The sequence below is a fragment of the Nonomuraea marmarensis genome, assembly GCF_043197025.1.
Classification (GTDB): Bacteria; Actinomycetota; Actinomycetes; order Streptosporangiales; family Streptosporangiaceae; genus Nonomuraea; species Nonomuraea marmarensis.
The window spans coordinates 183,176-204,134 of sequence record NZ_JBICRM010000001.1 but is presented as its reverse complement, the minus strand read 5'-3'; the positions used below and the strand labels follow the sequence as shown (position 1 = coordinate 204,134).

The 20,959-nt window shown below is 71.4% G+C and carries 23 protein-coding genes; 9 read left to right on the top strand and 14 right to left on the bottom strand.

The window, feature by feature from the left end:
- Nucleotides 1-121 precede the first annotated feature (121 nt).
- Nucleotides 122-718: a TetR/AcrR family transcriptional regulator gene (locus ACFLIM_RS01055; RefSeq protein ID WP_393160847.1), complete on the top strand. Its 597-nt coding sequence runs from the start codon at nt 122-124 to the stop codon at nt 716-718.
- On the opposite strand, the gene ACFLIM_RS01050 is transcribed toward ACFLIM_RS01055, so the two are convergent.
- The 4 genes from ACFLIM_RS01050 to ACFLIM_RS01035 all read right to left on the bottom strand — a co-directional run bounded on the left by ACFLIM_RS01050 (nt 715) and on the right by ACFLIM_RS01035 (nt 3,535).
- Complete coding sequence (locus ACFLIM_RS01050) at nt 715-1,737, bottom strand: alkaline phosphatase PhoX (protein ID WP_393160845.1); 1,023 nt, start codon at nt 1,735-1,737, stop codon at nt 715-717. The two genes, ACFLIM_RS01055 and ACFLIM_RS01050, sit on opposite strands and share 4 nt — an antisense overlap.
- 134 nt (nt 1,738-1,871) lie before the next feature.
- Nucleotides 1,872-2,483: a methyltransferase domain-containing protein gene (locus ACFLIM_RS01045; protein ID WP_393160843.1), complete on the bottom strand. Its 612-nt coding sequence runs from the start codon at nt 2,481-2,483 to the stop codon at nt 1,872-1,874.
- The gene (locus ACFLIM_RS01040) at nt 2,480-2,962 is read right to left on the bottom strand and encodes a DUF2064 domain-containing protein (protein WP_393160841.1); all 483 of its coding nucleotides are present in this window, start codon (nt 2,960-2,962) and stop codon (nt 2,480-2,482) included. The genes ACFLIM_RS01045 and ACFLIM_RS01040 overlap by 4 nt, the downstream gene beginning before the upstream one ends.
- A 105-nt stretch (nt 2,963-3,067) precedes the next feature.
- Nucleotides 3,068-3,535 (bottom strand): Dps family protein, encoded by a 468-nt coding sequence (locus ACFLIM_RS01035; RefSeq protein ID WP_393160839.1) that lies wholly within the window; start codon nt 3,533-3,535, stop codon nt 3,068-3,070.
- A gap of 116 nt (nt 3,536-3,651) precedes the next feature.
- Here ACFLIM_RS01035 and ACFLIM_RS01030 point away from each other — a divergent pair, with 116 nt between their 5' ends.
- The 4 genes from ACFLIM_RS01030 to mmuM all read left to right on the top strand — a co-directional run bounded on the left by ACFLIM_RS01030 (nt 3,652) and on the right by mmuM (nt 8,528).
- Nucleotides 3,652-4,401 (top strand): helix-turn-helix domain-containing protein, encoded by a 750-nt coding sequence (locus tag ACFLIM_RS01030; protein ID WP_393160837.1) that lies wholly within the window; start codon nt 3,652-3,654, stop codon nt 4,399-4,401.
- The gene (locus tag ACFLIM_RS01025) at nt 4,398-6,722 is read left to right on the top strand and encodes a VIT domain-containing protein (protein WP_393160835.1); all 2,325 of its coding nucleotides are present in this window, start codon (nt 4,398-4,400) and stop codon (nt 6,720-6,722) included. Before ACFLIM_RS01030 ends, ACFLIM_RS01025 begins: the two co-directional genes overlap by 4 nt.
- Before the next feature lie 111 nt (nt 6,723-6,833).
- Complete coding sequence (gene otsB, locus ACFLIM_RS01020) at nt 6,834-7,661, top strand: trehalose-phosphatase (protein WP_393160833.1); 828 nt, start codon at nt 6,834-6,836, stop codon at nt 7,659-7,661.
- Nucleotides 7,662-8,528 carry a homocysteine S-methyltransferase gene (gene mmuM / locus ACFLIM_RS01015; protein WP_393160831.1) on the top strand — a complete coding sequence of 289 codons (867 nt, stop codon included), beginning with the start codon at nt 7,662-7,664 and terminating at the stop codon, nt 8,526-8,528.
- Between the two features lie 9 nt (nt 8,529-8,537).
- On the opposite strand, the gene ACFLIM_RS01010 is transcribed toward mmuM, so the two are convergent.
- Nucleotides 8,538-8,966: a DoxX family protein gene (locus ACFLIM_RS01010; protein ID WP_393160829.1), complete on the bottom strand. Its 429-nt coding sequence runs from the start codon at nt 8,964-8,966 to the stop codon at nt 8,538-8,540.
- A gap of 83 nt (nt 8,967-9,049) precedes the next feature.
- Between ACFLIM_RS01010 and ACFLIM_RS01005 the strand changes: the two genes are divergently transcribed.
- The gene (locus ACFLIM_RS01005) at nt 9,050-9,511 is read left to right on the top strand and encodes a MarR family winged helix-turn-helix transcriptional regulator (RefSeq protein WP_393160827.1); all 462 of its coding nucleotides are present in this window, start codon (nt 9,050-9,052) and stop codon (nt 9,509-9,511) included.
- Between the two features lie 29 nt (nt 9,512-9,540).
- On the opposite strand, the gene ACFLIM_RS01000 is transcribed toward ACFLIM_RS01005, so the two are convergent.
- A complete protein-coding gene (locus ACFLIM_RS01000; protein ID WP_393160825.1) occupies nt 9,541-10,248 on the bottom strand; it encodes a lysophospholipid acyltransferase family protein in 708 nt (235 codons plus the stop codon).
- Nucleotides 10,249-10,399: 151 nt separating this feature from the next.
- On the opposite strand from ACFLIM_RS01000, the gene ACFLIM_RS00995 reads away from it, so the two are divergent.
- Nucleotides 10,400-11,158, top strand: coding sequence for an alpha/beta hydrolase (locus ACFLIM_RS00995; RefSeq protein ID WP_393160823.1), 759 nt, complete (start codon nt 10,400-10,402; stop codon nt 11,156-11,158).
- A 46-nt stretch (nt 11,159-11,204) separates the two neighbouring features.
- Entirely contained in the window at nt 11,205-11,675 is a 471-nt protein-coding gene (locus ACFLIM_RS00990; protein ID WP_393160821.1) for a hypothetical protein, read from the top strand.
- Here the strand turns inward: ACFLIM_RS00990 and ACFLIM_RS00985 are convergent.
- From ACFLIM_RS00985 to ACFLIM_RS00955, 7 genes are all read right to left on the bottom strand, one after another.
- Nucleotides 11,672-12,784 carry a hypothetical protein gene (locus ACFLIM_RS00985; RefSeq protein WP_393160819.1) on the bottom strand — a complete coding sequence of 371 codons (1,113 nt, stop codon included), beginning with the start codon at nt 12,782-12,784 and terminating at the stop codon, nt 11,672-11,674. The two genes, ACFLIM_RS00990 and ACFLIM_RS00985, sit on opposite strands and share 4 nt — an antisense overlap.
- 37 nt (nt 12,785-12,821) lie before the next feature.
- On the bottom strand, nt 12,822-13,517 hold the full coding sequence (locus tag ACFLIM_RS00980; protein ID WP_393160817.1) for an endonuclease/exonuclease/phosphatase family protein: 696 nt from the start codon (nt 13,515-13,517) through the stop codon (nt 12,822-12,824).
- Between the two features lie 12 nt (nt 13,518-13,529).
- Nucleotides 13,530-14,462 carry an ROK family glucokinase gene (locus ACFLIM_RS00975; RefSeq protein WP_393160815.1) on the bottom strand — a complete coding sequence of 311 codons (933 nt, stop codon included), beginning with the start codon at nt 14,460-14,462 and terminating at the stop codon, nt 13,530-13,532.
- A gap of 14 nt (nt 14,463-14,476) precedes the next feature.
- On the bottom strand, nt 14,477-14,875 hold the full coding sequence (locus ACFLIM_RS00970; protein ID WP_393160813.1) for a hypothetical protein: 399 nt from the start codon (nt 14,873-14,875) through the stop codon (nt 14,477-14,479).
- An 89-nt stretch (nt 14,876-14,964) separates the two neighbouring features.
- Entirely contained in the window at nt 14,965-16,125 is a 1,161-nt protein-coding gene (locus ACFLIM_RS00965; RefSeq protein ID WP_393160811.1) for an ArsA family ATPase, read from the bottom strand.
- Nucleotide 16,126: 1 nt separating this feature from the next.
- Nucleotides 16,127-16,564: an SRPBCC family protein gene (locus tag ACFLIM_RS00960; RefSeq protein ID WP_393160809.1), complete on the bottom strand. Its 438-nt coding sequence runs from the start codon at nt 16,562-16,564 to the stop codon at nt 16,127-16,129.
- 61 nt (nt 16,565-16,625) lie between these two features.
- Nucleotides 16,626-17,393: a metallophosphoesterase family protein gene (locus ACFLIM_RS00955; RefSeq protein WP_393160807.1), complete on the bottom strand. Its 768-nt coding sequence runs from the start codon at nt 17,391-17,393 to the stop codon at nt 16,626-16,628.
- A 137-nt stretch (nt 17,394-17,530) separates the two neighbouring features.
- Here ACFLIM_RS00955 and ACFLIM_RS00950 point away from each other — a divergent pair, with 137 nt between their 5' ends.
- Nucleotides 17,531-19,279, top strand: a complete 1,749-nt coding sequence (locus ACFLIM_RS00950) for an AMP-dependent synthetase/ligase (RefSeq protein WP_393160805.1) — start codon at nt 17,531-17,533, stop codon at nt 19,277-19,279.
- Between the two features lie 87 nt (nt 19,280-19,366).
- Here ACFLIM_RS00950 and ACFLIM_RS00945 read toward each other — a convergent pair whose 3' ends face one another.
- On the bottom strand, nt 19,367-20,200 hold the full coding sequence (locus tag ACFLIM_RS00945) for an ABC transporter ATP-binding protein (RefSeq protein ID WP_393160803.1): 834 nt from the start codon (nt 20,198-20,200) through the stop codon (nt 19,367-19,369).
- Nucleotides 20,201-20,959 lie beyond the last annotated feature (759 nt).

Genomic DNA, 20,959 nt, shown 5'->3' with positions numbered 1-20,959 from the left:
TCGCGCTGTAACGAGCACCGTTCTCATGGGATCTCCCGATTCAAAACTCGGTAAACTACTCGTGTTTGACTCCCGAACCAGAAATACAAGTAAATGCTCGCATTTGTCAACGAGGAGACCCATGCCTGAACGCACGGTCCGCCGGCAGGCGCGCGGCCTGAAGCGCATGGCCGAGATCCTCGACGCCGCCGAACTGGTCATCGCCGAGGTCGGCTACCCGGACCTGACGACGAACCAGGTCGCCGCGCGGGCCGGGATGTCACCCGGGTCTCTGTACCAGTTCTTCCGCAACAAGGAGGAGATCCTGGAGGGGCTGGTGGTCCGCTACACCGACGAGCGTCAGGAGTTCTGGGCCGCCCGGCTGGCCGCCGTCACGCCGGACGTCCCGGTGGAGGCGCTGGTCGGGCAGCTCGTGGACGAGAGCGTCAGGTTCAAGAGCGCGTCGCCTGCGTACTGGTCGCTGCTGTACGGGACGGCCACCGGCGATCAGCTGGCCTCGGCCTCGCAGCGGCTGCACGAGGACATCGCCCGGCAGATCGCCGCCATGCTGCGCCGCCTGTCCCCTGACCTCTCCGAGGAACGCGCCCAGCTCACGGGCACGATGACGCTGGCGATGGTGAAGGCGGTGATGCCGATGATCACGTCGGCGTCCCCCGAGCGCAGCGCCGAGCTGGTGAACGAGCTGAAGGTGGTGCTGGTGCGCTATCTCCGGGTTTAGGCGCGGAAGGGGCCCGTCACCTCGAACGTGTGACCCTCCGTGCGGCCGCGCCTGGCCGAGAGGTAGAGCCGCTCGCCCCCCGGCGAGAACGCCAGCCCGGTCAGCTCGGCCCCGTCGTGCCCCTGGAGCCTGAGGAACGGCGTGACCGCCCGGTCCGGCGCGATCACGTCGATCTCCGTCGTCTCCCTGGCCACATAGAGGTCGCCCGAGGGCGCGGCGGTGATGGCGCGCACGCCCTCGCACAGCCGGTCGAGCGTGGAGGTCTGCGCGTCGTAGGCCCACAGGCCCGTGTCGCCCTTGGTGGTGAAATAGCAAACCCCGCCCGCGTAGTGGCAGCCGTCGCCGCCGTCGAAGTGGCGGGCGTCCTCGACCTGGTGGCGGGCCGCCTTGAACAGGGCCGCCGGCGAGGGGACCGTCTGCCAGCCGCCGGAGGCGCACAGCACCTCCAGCGTGCCCTCCGTCAGGTCGCCCCAGTCGCCCGGCCTGAACCGGTAGAAGCACCCGTCGGGCTCGTCCTCGGTCATGTAGACCACGTGCCGCTCCGGGTCGCAGGCGGCGGCCTCGTGTTTGAAGCGGCCCATGGCCAGGCGGGGACGGGCGGCCCGGGCGCCGTAGGGGTCGCATTCGAAGACGCGGCCGCGGTGACCGAGCTCGCACGACAGCCAGGTGTGCCACGGCGTGGCGCCGCCCGCGCAGTTGAGGTCGGTGCCCGACAGGATGCGATAGGCGTCGCCGATGCTGCCGTCGGCGCGGAAGCGCAGCGCCGAGGCACCCCCGAGCAGGGGCAACTCGGAGTTGGACACGTAGATCCAGCCCGCACCGTCGGGGAAGCAGGCGCCGCCGTCGGGGGCGGCGTGCCAGGTCAGCCCGGCCACCTTGTCGCCCGAGCAGGCCACGACCCGGCCGGTGAACCCTGCGGGCAGCGCGAGGCCGTCGGCGCCCGGCAGGCCGAGCGGTCCATACGGGCTGATGCCGCCCTGCAAGAGCGGGCCCGTGCGGAGGAGAGTCTTGTGGGACATCGTGGGGCCTCCCTCTAGGTGCCACGCTAGTCGACCGCACCGACATGAATGGCAGGGACTCGCGACATCAAACTCTGCGCAAACCTCGTGCTCACGCTCCGCGATCAGGCGCGTCTTGGTCACGTTCGGTACGCCTAGCCCAGGTACGCGAACCAGCGACCGGCCTCCTCATGACAGTCCGTGACCGTGAAACCGGTCTCGCGGGCCAGCGGGGACACGTCGGAGGCCGAGACGTCCGCCCATCGGAACCAGGCGGCGGCGACATCACCGTGGCGGAGCCGTACACGTTCGGTCGTGCTCGGCGTGCCCGGCGGCGCGACCTCGGCGATCACCTCGCCGCCCGGCCTGACGAGTTCGCGCATCCGGCGGAGCAGGGCCGCCGGGTCGCCGCCGATGCCGATGTTGCCGTCGGCCAGCAGCGCCGTCGTCCACCGGCCGCTGCCGGGCACCGGGCCGAACACGTCCCTGCACAGGGCCAGGCCGCCCGCCTGCCGCGTGAGTCGTACGGCGTGCGGGGTGACGTCTATGCCGAGCGCGGCGACGCCCCGCCTGGCCAGCGCGACCGTCAGCCGTCCCGGGCCCGAGCCGACGTCGAGCGTGGGGCCCGTGCAGCGGGACAACATGGCCTCGTCCCCGTCGATGGGCTCCAGCCAGCGCATGGCTTCGAGCGGCCGGCGGCGGCCGTCCTCGTACTCGAGGTCGATCTCGGCGCCTTCCAGGGAGTCCGCGTAGAGCTCACCGATCACCTGACCGCTCCCGCGCCGAGGCGGGCCAGGGTGGCGGCGAAGCGGGTGTGCGGGGCCAGCCCGGCCACCTCGCGGGCGTCCGCCGCGTCGTCCACGTCGGTGAGGGGCGGCAGCGTCGCGACGGACAGGCCGCGCAGGCGTCGCAGCTGGGCCTCGCCCGTGTCGGGCCTGGACATCGGCACGCCCAGGAGCAGGGCGGGGTCGGGGCGGCGCAGGCCGAGCAGCCAGAAGCCGCCGTCGGTCGCGGGGCCGAACACCGCTTCGTGTTCTTCGAGCGCGGCCGCGGCCTGGGTGAGGAGGTCGTCGATCGCCAGGACACGGGCGGCGGCGGGGGTGGCGGCGACGGCGTCCAAAGTGTCGTCCAGAGCGGCCGCGGCCGGCTCGGCCGCCTCGGCCGGAGTGTACGGCGGCGTCAGGCGGGTCTTCACCCGCCCCGGCCGCGGCCGCTTGAGCACGACGATCTGCGTGCGGTTGTTCATGCTCAGGCACGCTAGATCCGCAAGAGATGATCAGCTCTTACGTGCCGCTTACGGCATGCGAAAGCCCGGGCACCGTGCGTCGGCTCCCGGGCTTCCCGGGGTCGCTCAGCCCTGAGCCTGGAACATCCAGTGCTGCTTGTCGATGTCCTGGGCGACGGAGATGAGCAGGTCCTGGCTGACCGGGTCGGGCTCGTCGGTGGCCCGGACGCGCTCGTGCATCCGCTTGCTGACCATGCCCAGGACGTCGGTCATGGTCGCCACGACCTTGCCGTCATCCAGCCAGTTGCCTTCGAGCTGCGGCAGCTTCGTGGTCCTGGCGACCGTGGCTACGCGGCCGTCCGGGTTGACCCCGATGGCCACGGTACGTTCCGCGATGGTGTCCATGTGCGCCCGCGCCATGCTGGTGAGCTCGTCGAGCTGAAGGTGGATCGGGCGGAAGTGGGCGCCGATGAGGTTCCAGTGCGCCTGCTTGGCGATCAGTGCGAGATCGATCAGGTCTACCAGGGCACCCTGGAGGGCCTCCGCGACGGTGTTCTTGGCATCGCCCGAGAGTGGGCCGGTGATCGTTGCCATGTCTAATTCCTCCCCCGTCGGTCGGATTTTTCCCTTTTTACAACGAAATCTCGGCCGCCATTCTTCCGCTCGCCTCGTTGTTGACAGTGTAATAGTGACAGTGTCATTGTGAAGGTATGAGCGACACCTGGACCATCGGCGAGCTGGCCTCGCGCGCGGCGCGAGCGCTGCGCGACGGCGCGCCGCCGCCTCCCGTCAACGGCCGTGTCCGCGACGTGCCCGGGGAGCGGCTGATCAGGTGGTATATGACCATCGGGCTCGTGGACCCGCCGCTGACCAGGCGCGGCAGGATCGCCCAGTACGGGCGGCGGCACCTGCTGCAACTAGTGGCCGTCAAGCGACTGCAGGCGGCGGGGCACTCGATCGCGCAGATCCAGACGGCGCTGGCGGGGGCGACGGACCGGATGCTGGAGACGGCGGCCGGCTTGGGGGCCACACCCCTGACGGATGCGCCACCCGTTAACGCGCCGCTCGGTGAAACGGCACGAGCGGACACGGCGCTGGGCAGCGCGCCCCTCGCGGATGCGCCACTGGACGGCGGGATCGTGCCGCAGGGCCGTGCCGGGCTCGGGAGTGAGCCCGGTGGTGCGCGGGCCGGTGACGGTGCGGGGCTCGGCGGCGATCCGGCGCGCGGGCGATTCTGGGCGGAGCGGCCGGGTAAGGGTGCCGAGGCGCCGGGACGCCGTTCCGAGGCGGTCGGTGGCCCGGTCCACGGGCCGGATGCCGTGGTCACGGGGGTCAGGTTGGGGGACGGGGTGCGGCTGCTGCTGGATGCCGGCCGGGCGCCGTCCGCGGAGGACGTTCAGGCGGTGCTGGCGGCGGCGGCTCCGCTGCTCGCGGTGCTCGAAGAAAGGGAGCTGATATGAAGATCACTTCGCTGGAGCCCGCGCGGTGCCTGCCGGTGCCGGACGCCGGGTTCGGCGCGCTGCTGACAGAACGCGGCAACCTGCCGCTGGAGAGCGTGGACGTGACCGCCGCGATCTCGGGGCTCATCGCCGGGGTCGAGGTCACGCAAGGGTTCAGGAACCCGTTCGACGTCACCCTGGAGGCCACGTACGTCTTCCCGCTGCCCGATCGCGCGGCGGTGACGGCGTTCCGGATGGAGGCCGACGACCGGGTGATCGAGGGCGTGCTGAAGGAGCGCGGCCAGGCCAGGGCGGACTACGACCAGGCGTTGCGCGAGGGTAGGCGGGCGGCGATCGCCGAGGAGGACCGGCCTGACGTGTTCACGATCAGGGTGGGCAACATCCTGCCCGGCGAACACGTCTCGGTCAGGCTGACCATGAGCCAGCCGCTCCCGTACGAGGACGGCGCGGCCACGTTCCGGTTCCCGCTGGTCGTGGCTCCGCGGTACATCCCGGGCACCCCGATCGACGGCGGGCCGGCCGGGGACGGCGCCGCGCCCGACACCGACGCGGTGCCGGACGCGTCCAGGATCAGCCCGCCCGTCCTGCTGCCCGGCTTCCCCAACCCCGTGCGCCTGTCGCTCAGCGCGAGCGTGGACGCGGCGGGCCTGGAGCTGCGCGAGCTGGCCTCCAGCCTGCACGTGGTCGAGGAGGAGGGCCACACCGTACGCCTGCGCCCGGGCGAACGCCTCGACCGCGACTTCATCCTGCGGTTGTCGTTCGAGGCGTCCACGTCGTTGCAGCTCGACGGCCAGGGCACGTTCGCGCTCACGGTCGTGCCACCGCCACTGCAGTCCACCCGCACACCGCGCGACCTCGTCGTGCTGCTCGACCGTTCCGGCAGCATGGGCGGCTGGAAGATGGTCGCCGCGCGCAGGGCCGCCGCGCGCATCGTCGACACGCTGACGCCGCAGGACAGGTTCGCGGTGCTGACCTTCGACTCCGTGGTGGAGCAGGCGTTCGAGGGGCTCGTCGAGGCGTCCGACCGCAACCGCTACCGCGCCGTCGAGCACCTCGCGCGGGTGGACGCCCGCGGCGGCACCGAGCTGCTCGAACCCCTGCGCCAGGCCATCGCACTCCTGGGCGCCCAGAACGAACGGGAACGCGTCGTGGTGCTGGTCACCGACGGCCAGGTGGGCAACGAGGACCAGATCCTGGAGCAGGCGGGCGGCCCGCTGTCGGCCATGCGCGTGCACACGGTCGGCATCGACAGGGCCGTGAACGCCGGGTTCCTCGGCAGGCTCGCCGGGCTGGGCGCGGGCCGGTGCGAGCTGGTCGAGTCCGAGGACCGGCTGGACGCCGCCATGGAGCAGATCCACCGCAGGATCGGCGCTCCCCTGGTGACCGACCTGTCGCTCAAGGGCCTGGAGGCCGAGCCCGGCACGGTCACGCATCTCGGCTCGATCTTCCCCGGGGTCCCGCTCCGGGTGTACGGGCGCTACCGGGAGGGCTCGTCGCTGACCGTACGCGGCATGGCGGCCGGTGGGCCCTGGGAGGAGCAGGTCACGGGCGTGGTGGTGGACAACCCGGCCATCCGCGCCGTCTGGGCCCGCGCGCATCTGCGCGAGCTGGAGGACCGGTACGCCATGGGCGAGCACGACCTGGAGTCGCAGATCGTACAGACCTCGCTCGAACACGGCGTCCTGTGCCGCTTCACCGCGTACGTGGCGATCGACACCAGGCAGGTCGCCGAGGGCGGCCCCGAGCATCGGGTCATCCAGCCGGTCGAGCCGCCGAGCGGGTGGGAGCTGCCTCAGGCCCCGCCGATGATGGGCGGCTTCGTGGCGCAGGCGGCGGTGATGGCCGCGCCGGCGGGGTTCGGGCGGATGCGGCTTCCCGAGTCCGGCCTCGGCGCCGCCGACATGGATCAGGGGTTCGTCGCCGGTGGCCCGGCCGGGCAGCCGCTTCCGGGAGCGTCCGGTGGTGGGCTGCGCGGGCGCCTCGGTGGCCGGTCGCCGAAGTACGCGCCCCGGCCGGCGCACCGGCTGGAGTCGGTCAGGCCGCAGCTGGTGGCCGAGCTCGACCGGCTCAAGGCGCAGCCGGTGCCCGACCTGCTGTACCTGGCCGATCTGGGGTCGCGGCTGTCGGCGCTGGCGGCGTACCTCGGGGGGAACGCGGAGCTGGAGGCGCTGGCCCGCGAGCTGGAGGCGGCCGAGCGGCCGGGCGCGGACGCGCAGGCCCTGCACGACCGCGCCGTCGAGGTCCTCACGGGACTGGTCGGCGGCTCCGCACCGGCCACCGATCCCGGTGGCCGGCGCGGCCCCTTCTGGAAGCGCACCTGACCCGGCCGCCCGCCCCCTTCGGGGCGGGCGGCCACCCGGCGGGTTCATGAACGTCACCATTACGAGGAGGCGTCTATCCGAGCCGGTCAGGCTGTTCTATCGTTCCTGAACATGGCGACCTCTCGCGCCCCGCTCCGCTTCGTCGAGGCAGTGTCCGCCACCGTCGCACAAAGCGCGAAATCCGGCTTCTTCTTCGACTACGACGGGACGATCGCCCCGATCATGCGCGATCCCGGCGCGGTGTTCCCTGTCGCCGGTGCGGTGGAGCGGCTGCGGGCGCTGACGAAGCTGGTCGGCAGGGTCGCCATCGTCTCCGCCCGCCCGGCCGCGTTCCTCTGCGACCGGTTCTCGGGCGCCCCTCAGGTGCGCCTGTTCGGCCTGTACGGCCTGCAGACCGTCGTCGACGGCCACGTACGCACCGACGCCGAGGCCCAGCGGTGGGCCCCCGTCGTCCGGCGCCTGATCGAGGACGCGGCCCGCGACCTGCCGGGCGAGATCCTGGTCGAGGACAAGGCGCTGATGGTGGCGCTGCACTATCGGGCGGCCCCGTCGCTGCGTGGCGCGGTCGAGCGCTGGTCGTCGCGCAAGGCGGCGGAGCTGGGCCTGAGGGAGCAGCACGGCCGCATGGTCGTCGAGCTCAAACCGCCGTTGGAGCGCGACAAGGGCACGACCATCGCCCGCGAGACCGAGACGCTGGCCTGCGCCTGGTACTTCGGGGACGACCTCTCCGACGCCCGGGCGTTCGACGCGCTGCGCGGCAGGGAGGCGCGGGATCCGGCGTTCATGGGCGTGCGGGTCGCGGTGGCCAACGGCGAGACGGGCGACGAGCTGGCCCGCGTGGCGGACTTCACGGTCGACTCGCCCGAGCACACGCCGACCCTCCTCGACCAGGTGATCAGCGCGTTCCCGGGCACGCGGGCGGGCTCATACTCTGGATGAGTGACCACACTCGTCCTGGACGGCGGCCTGTCCACCCGGCTCGAACGGCTCGGCGCCGACCTCGGCGACGAGCTCTGGTCGGCACGGCTGCTGCTGGAGGAGCCCGAGCTGATCCGGCGGGCGCACGCCGACTATTTCGCCGCGGGCGCCGACGTGGCCACGACCGCCAGCTACCAGGCCACGATCCCGGGCTTCGTACGGCGTGGGCTCGGCGTGGCGGGGGCCGAGCGGCTGATCAGGCTGTCGGTCGAGCTGGCCGGGCAGGCGCGCGACGAGGCCGGTCGCGGGCTGGTGGCGGCCTCGGTCGGCCCGTACGGCGCCTACCTGGCCAACGGCGCCGAATACACCGGCGACTACGACCTCGACGAGGACGGCCTGTTCGGCTGGCACCTGCCCCGCTGGGAGATCCTCGCCTCGGCCGGCGCCGACCTGCTGGCCTGCGAGACGATCCCGTCCTACCCGGAGGCGCGGGCGCTGGCACGGCTGCTGGAGCTTACGCCGGGAGTCAAGGCGTGGGTGAGCTTCTCCTGCCGGGACGGCGAGCGGCTCAACGACGGCACGCCGATCCGCGTGGCGGCCGCCCTGTTCGGCGGGAACCCGCAGGTGGTGGCCGTCGGCGCGAACTGCACCGCGCCGCGCCACATCCCCGGGCTGATCTCGTGCCTGTCCGGCGGCCTGCCCGTGGTGGTCTACCCGAACTCGGGCGAGACGTGGGACGCCGACCGCCGCGGCTGGCTGGGCCTGACCGACCCGGTGGAATTCGGCCAGGCCGCCAAGGAGTGGGAGCGGGAGGGCGCCTCACTGATCGGCGGCTGCTGCCGCACGACTCCCGAGCACATCAGGCAGATCCGCGCCCACCTGTCCTGAGCGAGTTCTCTAGGCGATCACGGAGGCGCTGCGACGGCGGCTGCCGACCACGCTGTCCAGCGCCAGCGCGCCACCGCCGGTGAAGCCGACGGCCAGGCTGCCCGCGGCCAGCGCCAGCACGAACTCGTAGCCGCCGTCCCCCACGCTGAACCCGCTCGCGCCGTGCGCGAACACGATCGCGCCCACCATGTCGATCGCCAGCAGCGTGCCCGCGATCGGCAGCGCCGCGCCCAGGATCAGCGCCAGACCGCCCGCCACCTCCAGCACGGCCACCGCCGGAGCGGCCACGCCGGCCAGCGGGATGTCCAGGGACTCGAAGAACTTGGTCGTGCCAGCGAGGCCCATGGTCGCGAACTTCTGGTAGCCGTGCACCAGGAAGATCGCCCCGATGGCGATCCTCGCGAGCAGCAGTACGGCGGGACGCGCCTGGTCGAGCATGTGCTCTCCTTAGGAGTCGTTCAGTTTTGAACAACAACCTTAGCATCGAAGGTTCAAATCTGAACGACAGATAGACTGAATCGGTGACAGACCCCCGATGGCTGGACGCGACGGAGATGGCGGCGTGGCGTGCCTTCCTGTCCACCTCTCACCTGCTCGAGCGGCGCATCGAAGAGCAGCTCAAGGCGTCGGCCGGGCTGACGCACCCGCAATACGAGATCCTGGCGCGCCTCGCCGACGCCCCCGGCCGCCAGATGCGCATGACGGAGCTGGCCAGGGGCGTGGTGGTGTCGAAGAGCGCGCTGACGTACCAGATCAACCAGCTCGAGAAGGCGGGCCTGGTGGAGCGCGCCACCTGCCCGTCCGACGACCGCGGCGTGCTGGCGGTGCTCACCGAGGCGGGTGCGCGCTGCCTCGACCGCGTGGCGCCGGGCCATGTGGAGGTCGTGCGCGCGTACCTGATCGACCGGCTCAGCCGCGAGGAGCTGCACGCGATGACGAGCGCCATGCAACGGACCGAGGAGGCCTTACGGGGCTCCGTGTGACCGCCTCCGGCGGACGCACGGAGGTCAGGTTATCCCTTCGCGGCCGCGGCGCGGGCGGCGCGCTCCATCTCGACCCGGGCGCTGGCCGCGTACTTGTCGACGTATTCCTGCCCCGACAACTCCATCAGCGCGTACATGATCTCGTCGGTCACCGCGCGCAGCACCAGCCGATCGTCCTCCATCCCGTAGTAGCGGGAGAAGTCGAGCGGCTTGCCGAACCTGACGCCCGGCCGGATCCCGAATTTGGGCAGCAGCCGCCCCGGCGGCATCATCTCGTAGGTGTTGACCATGGCCCAGGGGATGACCGGCGCCCGCGACTCCAGGGCGAGCCTGGCCACGCCGGTCTTGCCCTTGTAGAGGCGGCCGTCGGGCGAGCGGGTGCCCTCCGGGTAGATGCCCAGGATGTTGCCCTCGCGCAGGATGCGCAGCCCGGTGCGCAGCGCCGCCTCGCTGGCCTTGCCGCCGGAGCGGTCGATCGGCACGGTGCCGACGCCGCTGAAGAACAGCCGGGTGAAGAAGCCCTTGATGCCGCGCCCGGTGAAGTAGTCGGCCTTGCCCAGCGAGATGACCTTGCGGCGGATCTGCAGCGGGCCAAAGAAGTGGTCGGCGAACGACAGGTGGTTGCCCGCCAGGATCACGGGCCCGTGCCTGGGCACGTTGTCCGCGCCCTCCGTCCACGGCCGGAAGACGGCGAGGAGGAACGGACCCAAGATGGCCTTGACCACCCAGTAGAACACCCCGGCACCTCTTCTCCAGCACACTATCGGCGGCCAGTGTCATCTTCCCATCCCGAACGTCATGCTCCTACACCAGCTCTCGCACAAACACCCCGGAACGTGCGACGATCGGGCAATTCCGGATGGAATGAAACTGCATGGAGGAGCTGTTATGCCGCTCATGCCAGGTGCGGAGCCCTACCACCACGATGCGGGTCAGGTCGGCGTGCTGCTCTGCCACGGGTTCACCGGCACGCCGCAGTCGCTGCGGCCGTGGGGTGAGTTCCTGGCCGGGCACGGGGTGAGCGTCTCGCTGCCCCGCCAGCCCGGGCACGGCACCAGGTGGCAGGAGATGAACCGGACGCGCTGGGAGGACTGGTACGCCGAGGTGGAGAAGGCGTTCGCGGACCTCCAAGGCCGTTGCCCGGAGGTGTTCGTGGCAGGGTTGTCGCTGGGCGGCTGCCTGGCGCTACGGCTGGCCGAGGTGCACGGCGCGGCGATCAGGGGCGTGATGGTGGTCAACCCCTCGATCGCGAACGACGTGCCGCTGCTGAAGCTGGCTCCGCTGCTCAAATGGTTCGTGCCGTCGGTGCCCGGCGTCGCCAACGACGTCAAGAAACCCGGCGTGACCGAGCTGGCCTACACCCGCACCCCGGTGAAGGCGGCCGCGTCGCTGCCGGGGCTGTGGTCGCTGGTGCAGGCCGACCTGGCGAAAGTGACACAGCCGCTGCTGGTCTTCCACAGCGCGGAGGACCACGTGGTGAAGCCGACCAGTGTGGCGATCATTCGCGAGAAGGTCCCGCAGGCCACGATCGAGGAGCTTACCGATAGCTACCATGTTGCGACGCTTGACAACGATGCCGACAGGATCTTTGCCGGGAGCCTCGACTTCATCAGGACACATGCCTCGGTACCCTTGCAGAGGGACTGATCGCACCCAGGGGGAAGTCGCGATCGCTGCGGAGAGGCCCATCTAGGTGACGCCCCAGAGTGACGAGGACGAGGTCTGGCGGCAGATCGTCGCGTCCTTCAACGACACAGCCGAGCGCGACTCGGCCGACCAGCCATGGCCGGACAGCGAAAACGTCCCCGCCGAGCCCACCCGCAGGGTCGTGAAACCCCCGGAGGAGCCGGAGCCCGACGAGGACCCGGAAATCGACGACCCGGAAATCGACGACCCAGAAAAAGACGACGAGAACGAGGGGCACTTCGAGCCCCCGCCCCCGCCGCCGCTGCCCAAGCTGGACCTGCCGACCAAGCTGGCGTGGGTGGCGCTGTTCGGCGGCCCCGCCTACCTGCTGGTCGCGGCGATGGCGAGCTGGCACATGGAGGGCTGGGCGCTGTTCACGGCGGTGGCGGCGTTCATCGGCGGGTTCGTGGCGCTGGTGGTGCGCATGGGCGACGACCGGCCCAACGACTCGGGCTGGGACGACGGCGCCGTGCTCTAGGACTTCGTCGTGGTGGCCCTGGGCGCGAACGACTCCACGACGTCGGTGTAGCGGTCGGCCGTGTCGACCTCGTGCCCGACCGCCCAGACGGTGCTCTTGCCCGCGAGATAGGCCACCGCCTGGAGGCGTACGCTGCTCCTGCCCTGTTTGGCGCCGCCGCGGATGATCTCGCAGTCGCCCTTCTCGCACCGCATCATGAACGGCTCCGTCGCCCGCGAGGGGTCGTAGCCGGCCATCCAGTAGCGGCCCTTGCCGTCGCCGGTCACGCCGTAGAGCCTGGCGTCGGACTCGGGCACCGGCTGCTCCCGCCAGCGCTTGCCGTTCCAGGTCAGGACGAGCGGCGAGATGTCGCCGGGGCCGCGGTAGACGCCGCCCACGGCCATCGCCCGCTTGGAGTTGTCGACCTGCACGTCGCGCAGGTAGCCCCCGGGGATCGACGGCACCGGCATCGACTTCCACGTGCCGCCCGAGTAATGCACGATCAGCGGCGCGGCGCCGGTGTCGCCGACGGCGAACCCGCCGTCCGCGGCGTAGAGCGCGCCCTTCTCCTTGGTCTCCTGCGCGGTCCAGGTGTTGCCCTGGCCGGTCAGGATGAGGCCGCGCTTCTCGCGGGTGCCGACCGCCACGACCCGCCCGGACCTGGCGTCGATGCCGCCGAGCCAGTCTCCTGCCCGCAGCCCCTGCGGCCTGACCCGGTCGAACCCGGTCACGTCGCCATGCGCCAGGTATGGCAGCCCGTCGTGCCCGTCGCCGACCGCCCACAGGTCGGACGGCCCGGCGGCGGCCAGGCCGCGCAGGTTTCCGGGGGCCGTGGCGTCGCGCACGGGCACCTCGGCCCAGCCGCTGCCGTTCCAGTGACGGACGGTGCCGCGGTTTTTCCAGACGTCCCAGATCTCCTGCTGGCCCACCGCCCACACGTCGGTCGGCGAGATCGCGAGCACGTCGGACAGCGAGCCGTCGGCCTGGAGGCGCACGCTGGTCGACTGCTGCCACGCCTCTATCGTGGGCGGGCGGCGGGGATCGGCATGCGCGGCGGGCGTGACCTGAGACCAGGCCACGGACGTCGCCAAGATCAAGGAGAGCGCACGCCGCCGAAAGCGACGGGTCATGAACAAATGCTACGGGTTGGAGAGCCCCTCTTGCCCGTTAGGGCCCAACTCGCAACTCGGCGACGACCGGCAGATGATCCGAAGCCGCGGCCAGATCGGTGATCGGGGCGTCCACTCCCCCGCACGACACGACGTGGGCCTCGGGTGCGGCGAACACCCCGTCGATGCGGGCCGAGGGGTTTCGCGCGGTGAACGTCAGGCCGTCGCCCTTGGGCTCGGCCGCGTAGCAGTCGGCCAGCCGCCCGGAGAGGTAACGCCAGGCCGGCTGGTGCGCCTGCTCGTTGAGGTCGCCGCCGAGCACGATCGTCGCGCCGAACCTGGTCGCCGCGCGTTCCATGATCGCCATGGCCTCGGCGGCGTGGTGCACCCTGGCCGGGTCGTTGAGGTCGAGGTGCAGCGAGCCGATCGCCAGGCGTACGCCCTCGGCCTCCACCACGGCCACCGCCAGCCCGCGTGCCTCCAGCCCGAAGAAGACCCGCAGCGCGTGGCTCTCGGCGCGCCGCACGGTGACGCGCGGCCCGATGAACACGGCCACGCCGCCGACCCTGCCGTTCGTGGCCACCCGGAGTCCCGCGGCGGCGGCCAATGCCCTGCGCCTGGCCCGCCAGCGGACGAACCTGGGCGCCTCCTGCACGCACAACACGTCGGCTCGCATGGCGGTGATGACCCTGGTCAACGCGGGTACGCTGTCGCGCATCCCGCGGACGTTGTAGGTGGCGACCCTGATCGTCACGTACGGGCGGCTCTAGCGCTGCCTGGCCAGGTCGGCGGCGCCCACCACGGCGGCGGAGGCGCCCAGCTCGGCCAGCCGGATGTCGGCGAGCGGCCGGTGTCCCTTGCCCGTGAGCCGCTGGGCGAAGGCCTCGCGGGCCCGGTCGATGAACAGGTCGGCGGCCCGGGAGACGCCGCCGCCGACGATGAAGCAGCCGGGGTCGAGCACGGCGGCCAGGTCGGCCAGTCCCTGCCCGAGCCAGTCGGCGAAACTGGCGAACGCGGCCAGCGAGGCGTCGTCGCCCAGCCGCGCGGCCTCGGTCACCTCCTCGCCCTCGATCTTGCCGTCGGCCAGCCCGAGCAGGATCCGCGCCCGCTCCGGCCGGTCCTCGGCGATCTCCCTGGCGTTCTTGACGAGGGCCTGGCCGCTGACGTACTGCTCCCAGCAGCCGACGTTGCCGCAGCCGCACGGCCGCCCTCCGGGAAGGACCTGCATGTGGCCCATTTCGCCACCCATGCCCCAGCGGCCGCGGTAGAGGACGCCGTCGAAGACCAGGCCGCCGCCGATGCCGGTGCCGAGTGCGACGCACACCACGTGGGACTGGTCCCGCCCGGCGCCGAACCTGCTCTCGCCCCAGGCCATGGCGTTGGCGTCGTTCTCGATCACGACCGGCAGGCCGACGAGGCCGCTGATCTTCTTCTGCAGCGGCTCCTCGCGCCAGGCGAGGTTGGGGGCGAAGCGCACCATCGACCGGGTCTCGTCGACGAACCCGGCCGCGCCGACCCCGACCGCCTCGATCTCCTTGCCCGCGGACAGCTCGCGAACGACGTCGGCCACCGTCTCGGCCACCACGTCGGGCCGGTCGGCGGCGGTCGGCCTGAGCGTGTGTTCGACGATCTCGCCGTGTTCGTCGACCACACCCGCGGCGACCTTGGTCCCGCCGATGTCGACACCGATCGTGAGCATGCCCCGTCTTCTCCCTATCCCAGATCTATGTGTTCCACGTCGCCGCGGTCGCGCCGATCATGGAGGTCGCGCGGCCCACGCGGTGCGGGCCTGCTCAGCGCGTCGAGCGCCCCGCGGACCGCGGCGAACAACTCGCCGCCCGCGGCCACCAGGTGCCCGGTCACATCGGAACCCGACTCGCGCTGCGCCGCGATCGCCCGGCAGACCGGGCAGGCGCGGCAGATGTACTCGTCGTGGGGCTCGGACACGGCCTCTTCCCACACGTCCCGCTCCCTGCGGCCACCGCCGCCGGTGAACGAGTTGAACACCGTCTTGCCGACCTGGCGCGTGGCCCGCCCCTGGATCGACTCGAACAGCTTGCGCGCCTCGTCGGCGACGCTCCCGATCGGGTCTCTGTCGTTGCTCTCGGTCATCTGGCCCTCCCTGCGTATGGGTCGCTCATCCTCCTCAACTCATCAGGTTGCGGATTCGCTCCCCGAATTGAACGCTAGTGCAGAATCCGCTAGTCCGGCGGATCGCCGGACTCGCCCCACCGGACCCGGAGGACGCCGTCACGGAGCACCGCGCCGCTGATCTTCCTGCGGGCCAGCGCCGCGGGCAGGGCCAGGATCCGCCGGTACGGCCCCGCGGTGACGATCAGCTCGTCACCCTTGCGGGCCAGGTCGATGTCGTCGCGGTCGGCGCCGGGCAGGGCGAGGGTCAGCTCGTCGGCGCTCATCGTCAGGGGCGGCTCGACGCCGTGGGGGGCGAACGGGTCGCCCTCGCCGTACATCGCCTCGCCGACCTTCGCCAGCGCGTCCTTGCCGACGGGCTCGGCGGGCAGGTAGGGGACGACGTGGATGGGCAGCGGCGCGAACGACTGCTCCGCCTCGGCCAGCAGCCTGGACTGCGCCACCACCCACTGGGCGCGCCACTCGTCGGCGCCCTCCGAGGGGAAGACCCGGTTGGCGATGACGGCGTCGACGCGGTAGCCGTACAGGTTGAGCGAGGTGAGGGTGCGCCTGGCCTCGGCGAGCACCACGGACTCCGGCGTGAGCACGAGCCGCACCGAGGCGTGGTCGCCGGTGAGCAGCTCGCGCACCTCCATCAGGCCGCGGTGGAAGCGCTCGGCCGCGCTCATGACGCCCTCGCCGGGCGCGCTGACGTGGGCGACGCTGCGCACGAACGGCGAGACGAGCTTCACGATCTTGCGGCCGACCGGCATGAGCCTGGTGACGTGCCAGTCGAGCGCCTCGGGCAGGGCCAGCAGCCGCAGCGTCTCGGCGGTGGGCGCGCAGTCGACCACGATCACGTCCCAGCGGCCCTCGCGGGCGTGCTCGCGCAGCTCCAGCAGCGCGATGACCTCCTCCGCGCCGGGCAGCACGGTGATCTCCTCGGAGGTGATCTCGTCGAGGCCCAGCTCGCCCAGCACTCCCCTGGCGTAGTCCTGCAGCTCGCCCCAGTGGCGCTCCAGCGTCTTCTGCGTGTCGACCTGGTGCAGGTGCAGGCCCGGCGCGACCTCGCCGGGCTCGACGGCGAGCGCGTCGGCCAGCGAGTGGGCGGTGTCGGTCGAGACGATCAGCGTCTTGAGCCCGCGGCTGGCGGCGAGCGTGGCGGTCGCGGCGGCGGCCGTGGTCTTGCCGACGCCGCCCTTTCCGGTGAAGAGCAGAACGCGCGGGCTCAACTCAACGGCCCTCGACGCGCTTCTTGAGGCCCTTGAGCGCGGTGTCCACGATCACCTTCTCCGCCTTGCGCTTGATCAGGCCGATCATGGGCACGCTGAGATCGACCGTCAGCTCGTATGTCACCTCGGTGCCCCTGCCCGTCTCGTCGAGCCGGTAACTCCCCCTGAGCTCGGAGACCATCTTGCCGGGCTCGACCACCTTCCAGCTCACGCCGTCGTCGCCCTGCCAGGTGTAGCCGAGGGTGTAGGTGTCGCTGATCATCCCCGCGTCGAGGACGAACCGCACCGTCTCCGGCCTGCCGTCCGAGCCGGTGCTGAGGACCTCGGCGCTCTTGACCTGCCCGGCCCACTCCGGGTAGGCGGGAAAGTCCGCGATGACCGCCATGATCTCAGCGCGTTCGGCGCTGATGGTGGTGCTCGACGTGGTGCGATCAGCCATGCGACCACCGTAGTGCAGAATCCGCCACTTGCGGCGGACCGCTGGGCCCTTACCGGCCGGGTCACCATTCGAGGACGAAGGGAACGCCCTTTCCCCGGAAATGGCCCACGTTCACGCATTCGGTACGTCCCACACGCGTGCGCCCGTGGAGCGGCTGGTGCACGTGGCCGAACAGGGCATATCGCGGCTGGGTGCGCCTGATCAGCTCGAGGGTGGCCTCGCTGCCCCGCTCGAACCGCCGGGCCACCACGTCGTAGAGCAGCTCGGGCACGGCCGGCGGGATGTGGCAGCACAGCACGTCCACCTCGCCGACCGCCGCGACCTTGGCCGCGAACTCCTCGTCGCCCAGCTCGTACGGGGTGCGGTAGGGGGTCTTGAGCCCGCCGCCCACGAACCCGAACCGCAGGCCGCCGATCTCCGCCACCTCCCCGTCGAGCACCTGCTGGCCTGGTCTGAGGTATTCGCTCCACAAGCGCGGGATGTCGACATTGCCGTACGTGAGGTAGGCCGGGGTCGGCATGGCGGCGAAGAGGGACTCGTACTGGGCTCGGACGTTGCGTTCGATGTGCTCGCGCGGGTCGCCGTCGAGCGTCGCCCACAACCGCGCGGACATGGCCCTGGCCTCCTCGAACCGCTTGGCCGTGCGCAGGCCGATGAACTCCGCCGCCTTCTCCGCGCCGAACAGGTCGGCGAAGATGCCCTGCGCGTGGTCGTCGTAGTCGATGAAGAGGATCAGGTCGCCCAGGCAGACGAGCGCGTCCGCGCCGTCGCCCGCCCTGGCCAGCGCGTCGGCCCTGCCGTGTACGTCGCTCACCACGTGGACCCTCATGGGGCAAATCCTAGGCGGCCACCTTGCGTGTGGTGGCTGCTAGCGTGATGAATGCCCCATGGATCGGCGGGCAGAGGCTACCCGTCCGTAACTTGACGCGGTAACGTCCTGGCGGTCCCCCGAAGAGGAGTTGATCCGTGCGCGAGTACAGCGTCCCCGTCCTGGTCGACGTTCCCGCCTCCGCCAGCCTGCCCGACACGGTCTTCAGGCGGGCCGAGCAGGAGCCGGGCGCCGTGGTCATGCGGCGCAAGACCGGCGCCGGCTGGCCCGTCGTCACCGCGTCCGAGTTCCGCGACCAGGTGGTCGAGGTGGCCAGAGGGCTGATCGCGGCGGGCGTCGAGCACGGCGACAGGGTCGCGCTCATGTCGCGCACCCGTTACGAGTGGACGCTGGTCGACTACGCCATCTGGTCCGTCGGCGCGGTCACCGTGCCGATCTACGAGACCTCGTCGGTCGAGCAGGTCAGGTGGATCCTGTCCGACAGCGCGGCCAAGGCCGCGTTCGTCGAGCTGGACACGCACGAGGAGACCGTACGCCAGGCGGCGCCCGAGCTGAAGGCGGTCTGGCGAGTGGACGGCACGCTGGAGGCGGACGGGGTGCCCGGCTCGGCCGTCGACGAGCGCAGGAAGCGGGTCGTCTCCTCCGACCTGGCCACGGTCGTCTACACCTCGGGCACCACGGGGCGGCCCAAGGGGTGCCGGATCACGCACGACAACCTGCTGTTCACCGCGCTCAACGTGCTGCGGGGGCCGCTGGAGCCGCTGTTCGCGACGAAGGAGCCCGCGGCGCTGCTGTTCCTGCCGCTGGCGCACATCTTCGCGCGGATGATCCAGGTGGTGCTGATCGAGGCGGGCGCGATCATGGCGCACACCCCCAACATGAAGAACGTCGCCCCCGACCTGCAGGACTTCAAGCCGACGTTCCTGCTGGGCGTGCCGCGTGTGTTCGAGAAGGTCTACAACGGCGCCGAGCAGAAGGCCGTCGCGGGCGGCAAGGGCAGGATCTTCGCCCGCGCGGTCGACGTGGCGGTGGCGTGGAGCCGCGCCGAGAGCTCGGGCGGCGCGCCGCTCGGGTTGCGGCTGCGGCGGGCCGTGTTCGACCGACTGGTCTACGCCAAGCTGCGCGCGGCCACCGGCGGGCGGCTCTCGGCGGCGGTGTGCGGCGGCTCGGCGCTGGGCGAGCGGCTCGGCCACTTCTTCAGGGGCGTCGGCATCGAGGTCTTCGAGGGCTACGGCCTGACCGAGACCTCGGCGCCGTGCTCGGTCAACATGCCGGGCGCCAACAAGATCGGCACCGTGGGCAAGCCGCTGCCCGGCGTCTCGCTGCGCATCGGCGACGACGGCGAGATCATGGCCAAGGGCAGGAACGTCTTCCACGGCTACTGGCAGAACGACGCCGCCACGGCCGACGCGATCGACGCCGGCGGCTGGTACCACACGGGCGACGTAGGCGAGCTGGACTCCGACGGCTACCTGCGGATCACCGGGCGCAAGAAGGAGATCCTGGTGACGGCGGCGGGCAAGAACGTCGCCCCTGGGCCGCTGGAGGACGCGCTGCGCGCCCATCCACTGATCTCCCAGGCCATGGTCGTCGGCGACGGGCAGCCGTTCGTGGCGGCCCTGATCACCCTCGACCCCGAGGCCATGCCCGAGGGGGCTTCCGTGGCGGACCTGCGAGCAGATCCGAAGATGCGGGCCGAGATCCAGGGGGCCGTGGACCGGGCGAACCTGTCGGTGTCGAAGGCCGAGCAGATCAAGAAGTTCACGATCCTGGAAGCGGACATCACGGAGGACAGCGGGCACCTCACGCCGACGCTGAAGGTCAAGCGCAACCTGGTCATGCGCGACTTCGCCAAGGAGATCGACGAGCTCTACGGCTCGCACTAGACGGGCCATCCGGCGTTTCCTGCACCGCACCGTCCTGGCGTTCCCGCAGCGTGCCGGCTTGAAGTCGCCTGCGCACGCGGGCGCTTCTCACGGGCTGAGCCCCGGCGGGGGCGGCGTCGAGTGGAAACCGCCGGGCGCGATCCCCTGTGGCAGGGGCGGATGGAAGCCGTCCGGCGACGGGCTGGGCCCCGTCTCCTGGTAGCCGCTGGCCTGGAGGCGGAACATGCGGGCGTACAGGCCGTCGGCGGCCATCAGCTCGTCGTGGCCGCCCAGCTCGGCGATCACGCCGTCGTCCAGCACCGCGATCACGTCCGCCTCCCGCACCGCGTTGAGCCGGTGCGAGATCAGCAGGCTGGTCCGGTCGGCCCGGTAGCGGCGCATGCGCAGGTGCACGTCGTGCTCCGCCTCCGGGTCCAGCCCCGAACTGGGCTCGTCGAGGATCATGAAGTCGGCGTGGTCGCGCAGGAACGCCCTGGCAAGTGCCACCCGCTGCCACTGCCCGCCCGACAGCGTCACGCCGGTCTTCGGCGTCTTCCCGAATTTCAGCGCGAAGACGAACATCCTGGTCAGCGCCGTGTCGTAGCCGTCGGGTAACTCGGTGATCGCCTCGTCCACCCCGGCGTTGACGGCCGCGGTCTTGATGCGTTCGAGGTCGTCGAGGGCGCTCAGGTCGCCGACGGCGATGTTGTCGCGGGCGCTGAAGTCGTACGTCATGTGGTCCTGGAACACCGCCCCGAGCCGGGCGCGCAGCTCGGGCGGATCCAGGTCGCGCAGGTCGACGCCGTCCCAGTGGATCGACCCGCGCACCGGGTCGTAGAACCGGCACAGCAGCTTGGCCAGCGTGCTCTTGCCCGCGCCGTTGAGGCCGACGACCGCGACGGCCTGCCCGTACGGGATGGTGAGGGTGATGCCGCGCAGCACCCAGGGCAGGTCGTCGGCGTAGCGGAACCACACGTCGCGCAGCTCGATGCCCGCGCCGAGCCGGCCCGCGGGCGGGGCTCGTCCGCGACGGGCAGGTCGGGCTCGGCGTGCACGACGTCGGCGTAGTGGCCGAACAGCAGGAGCTGCTGGTGCGTGCCGGCGATGCCGCGCACCAGCGACGACAGCCCGCCCTGCAGCCCCGCCACGGCGGCGATGAACATCGAAACGTCCCCGATCGTCAGCGTCCCGCCGCTGGCCGCGAGCACCGCCCAGACCAGCCCGCCGCCGGAGATCAGGGCGCCGAGGAACTGAAGGCCGCTCTCGATGGACAGGCTCCTGCGGTCCAAGGTCCGCTCGGCGTCGTTGGCCACGCCCCGCTCGGCCAGCATGCGTCCGCGCAGGAACGCCCCCAGCCCGAACAGCCGCACCTCCTTGGCCGCCTCGACGCTGCTGAGCAGGGTGGAGTAGAAGATCTCGCGGCGCTGTACGGGGGCGATGTCCAACATCATCTTGGCCCTCCGCCTGGCCAGCGACACCTGCGCGAACAGCGCCGGGACCCCCGCCACCAGCACGATGCCGGCCATCGCCGGCGAGATCAGCACGACCGCGGTGAGGAGCCCGCCCAGCGTCAGCACGGTTCTGCCCAGGTCGAAGGCGCTGTTGACGAATGTCCTGGCCATCGCGCCGCCCTGCGAGGCCAGCCGGAGCCGGTCCAGGAACGCCGGGCTCTCGAACGGCTGGAGGCCGACGAAGCGCTCC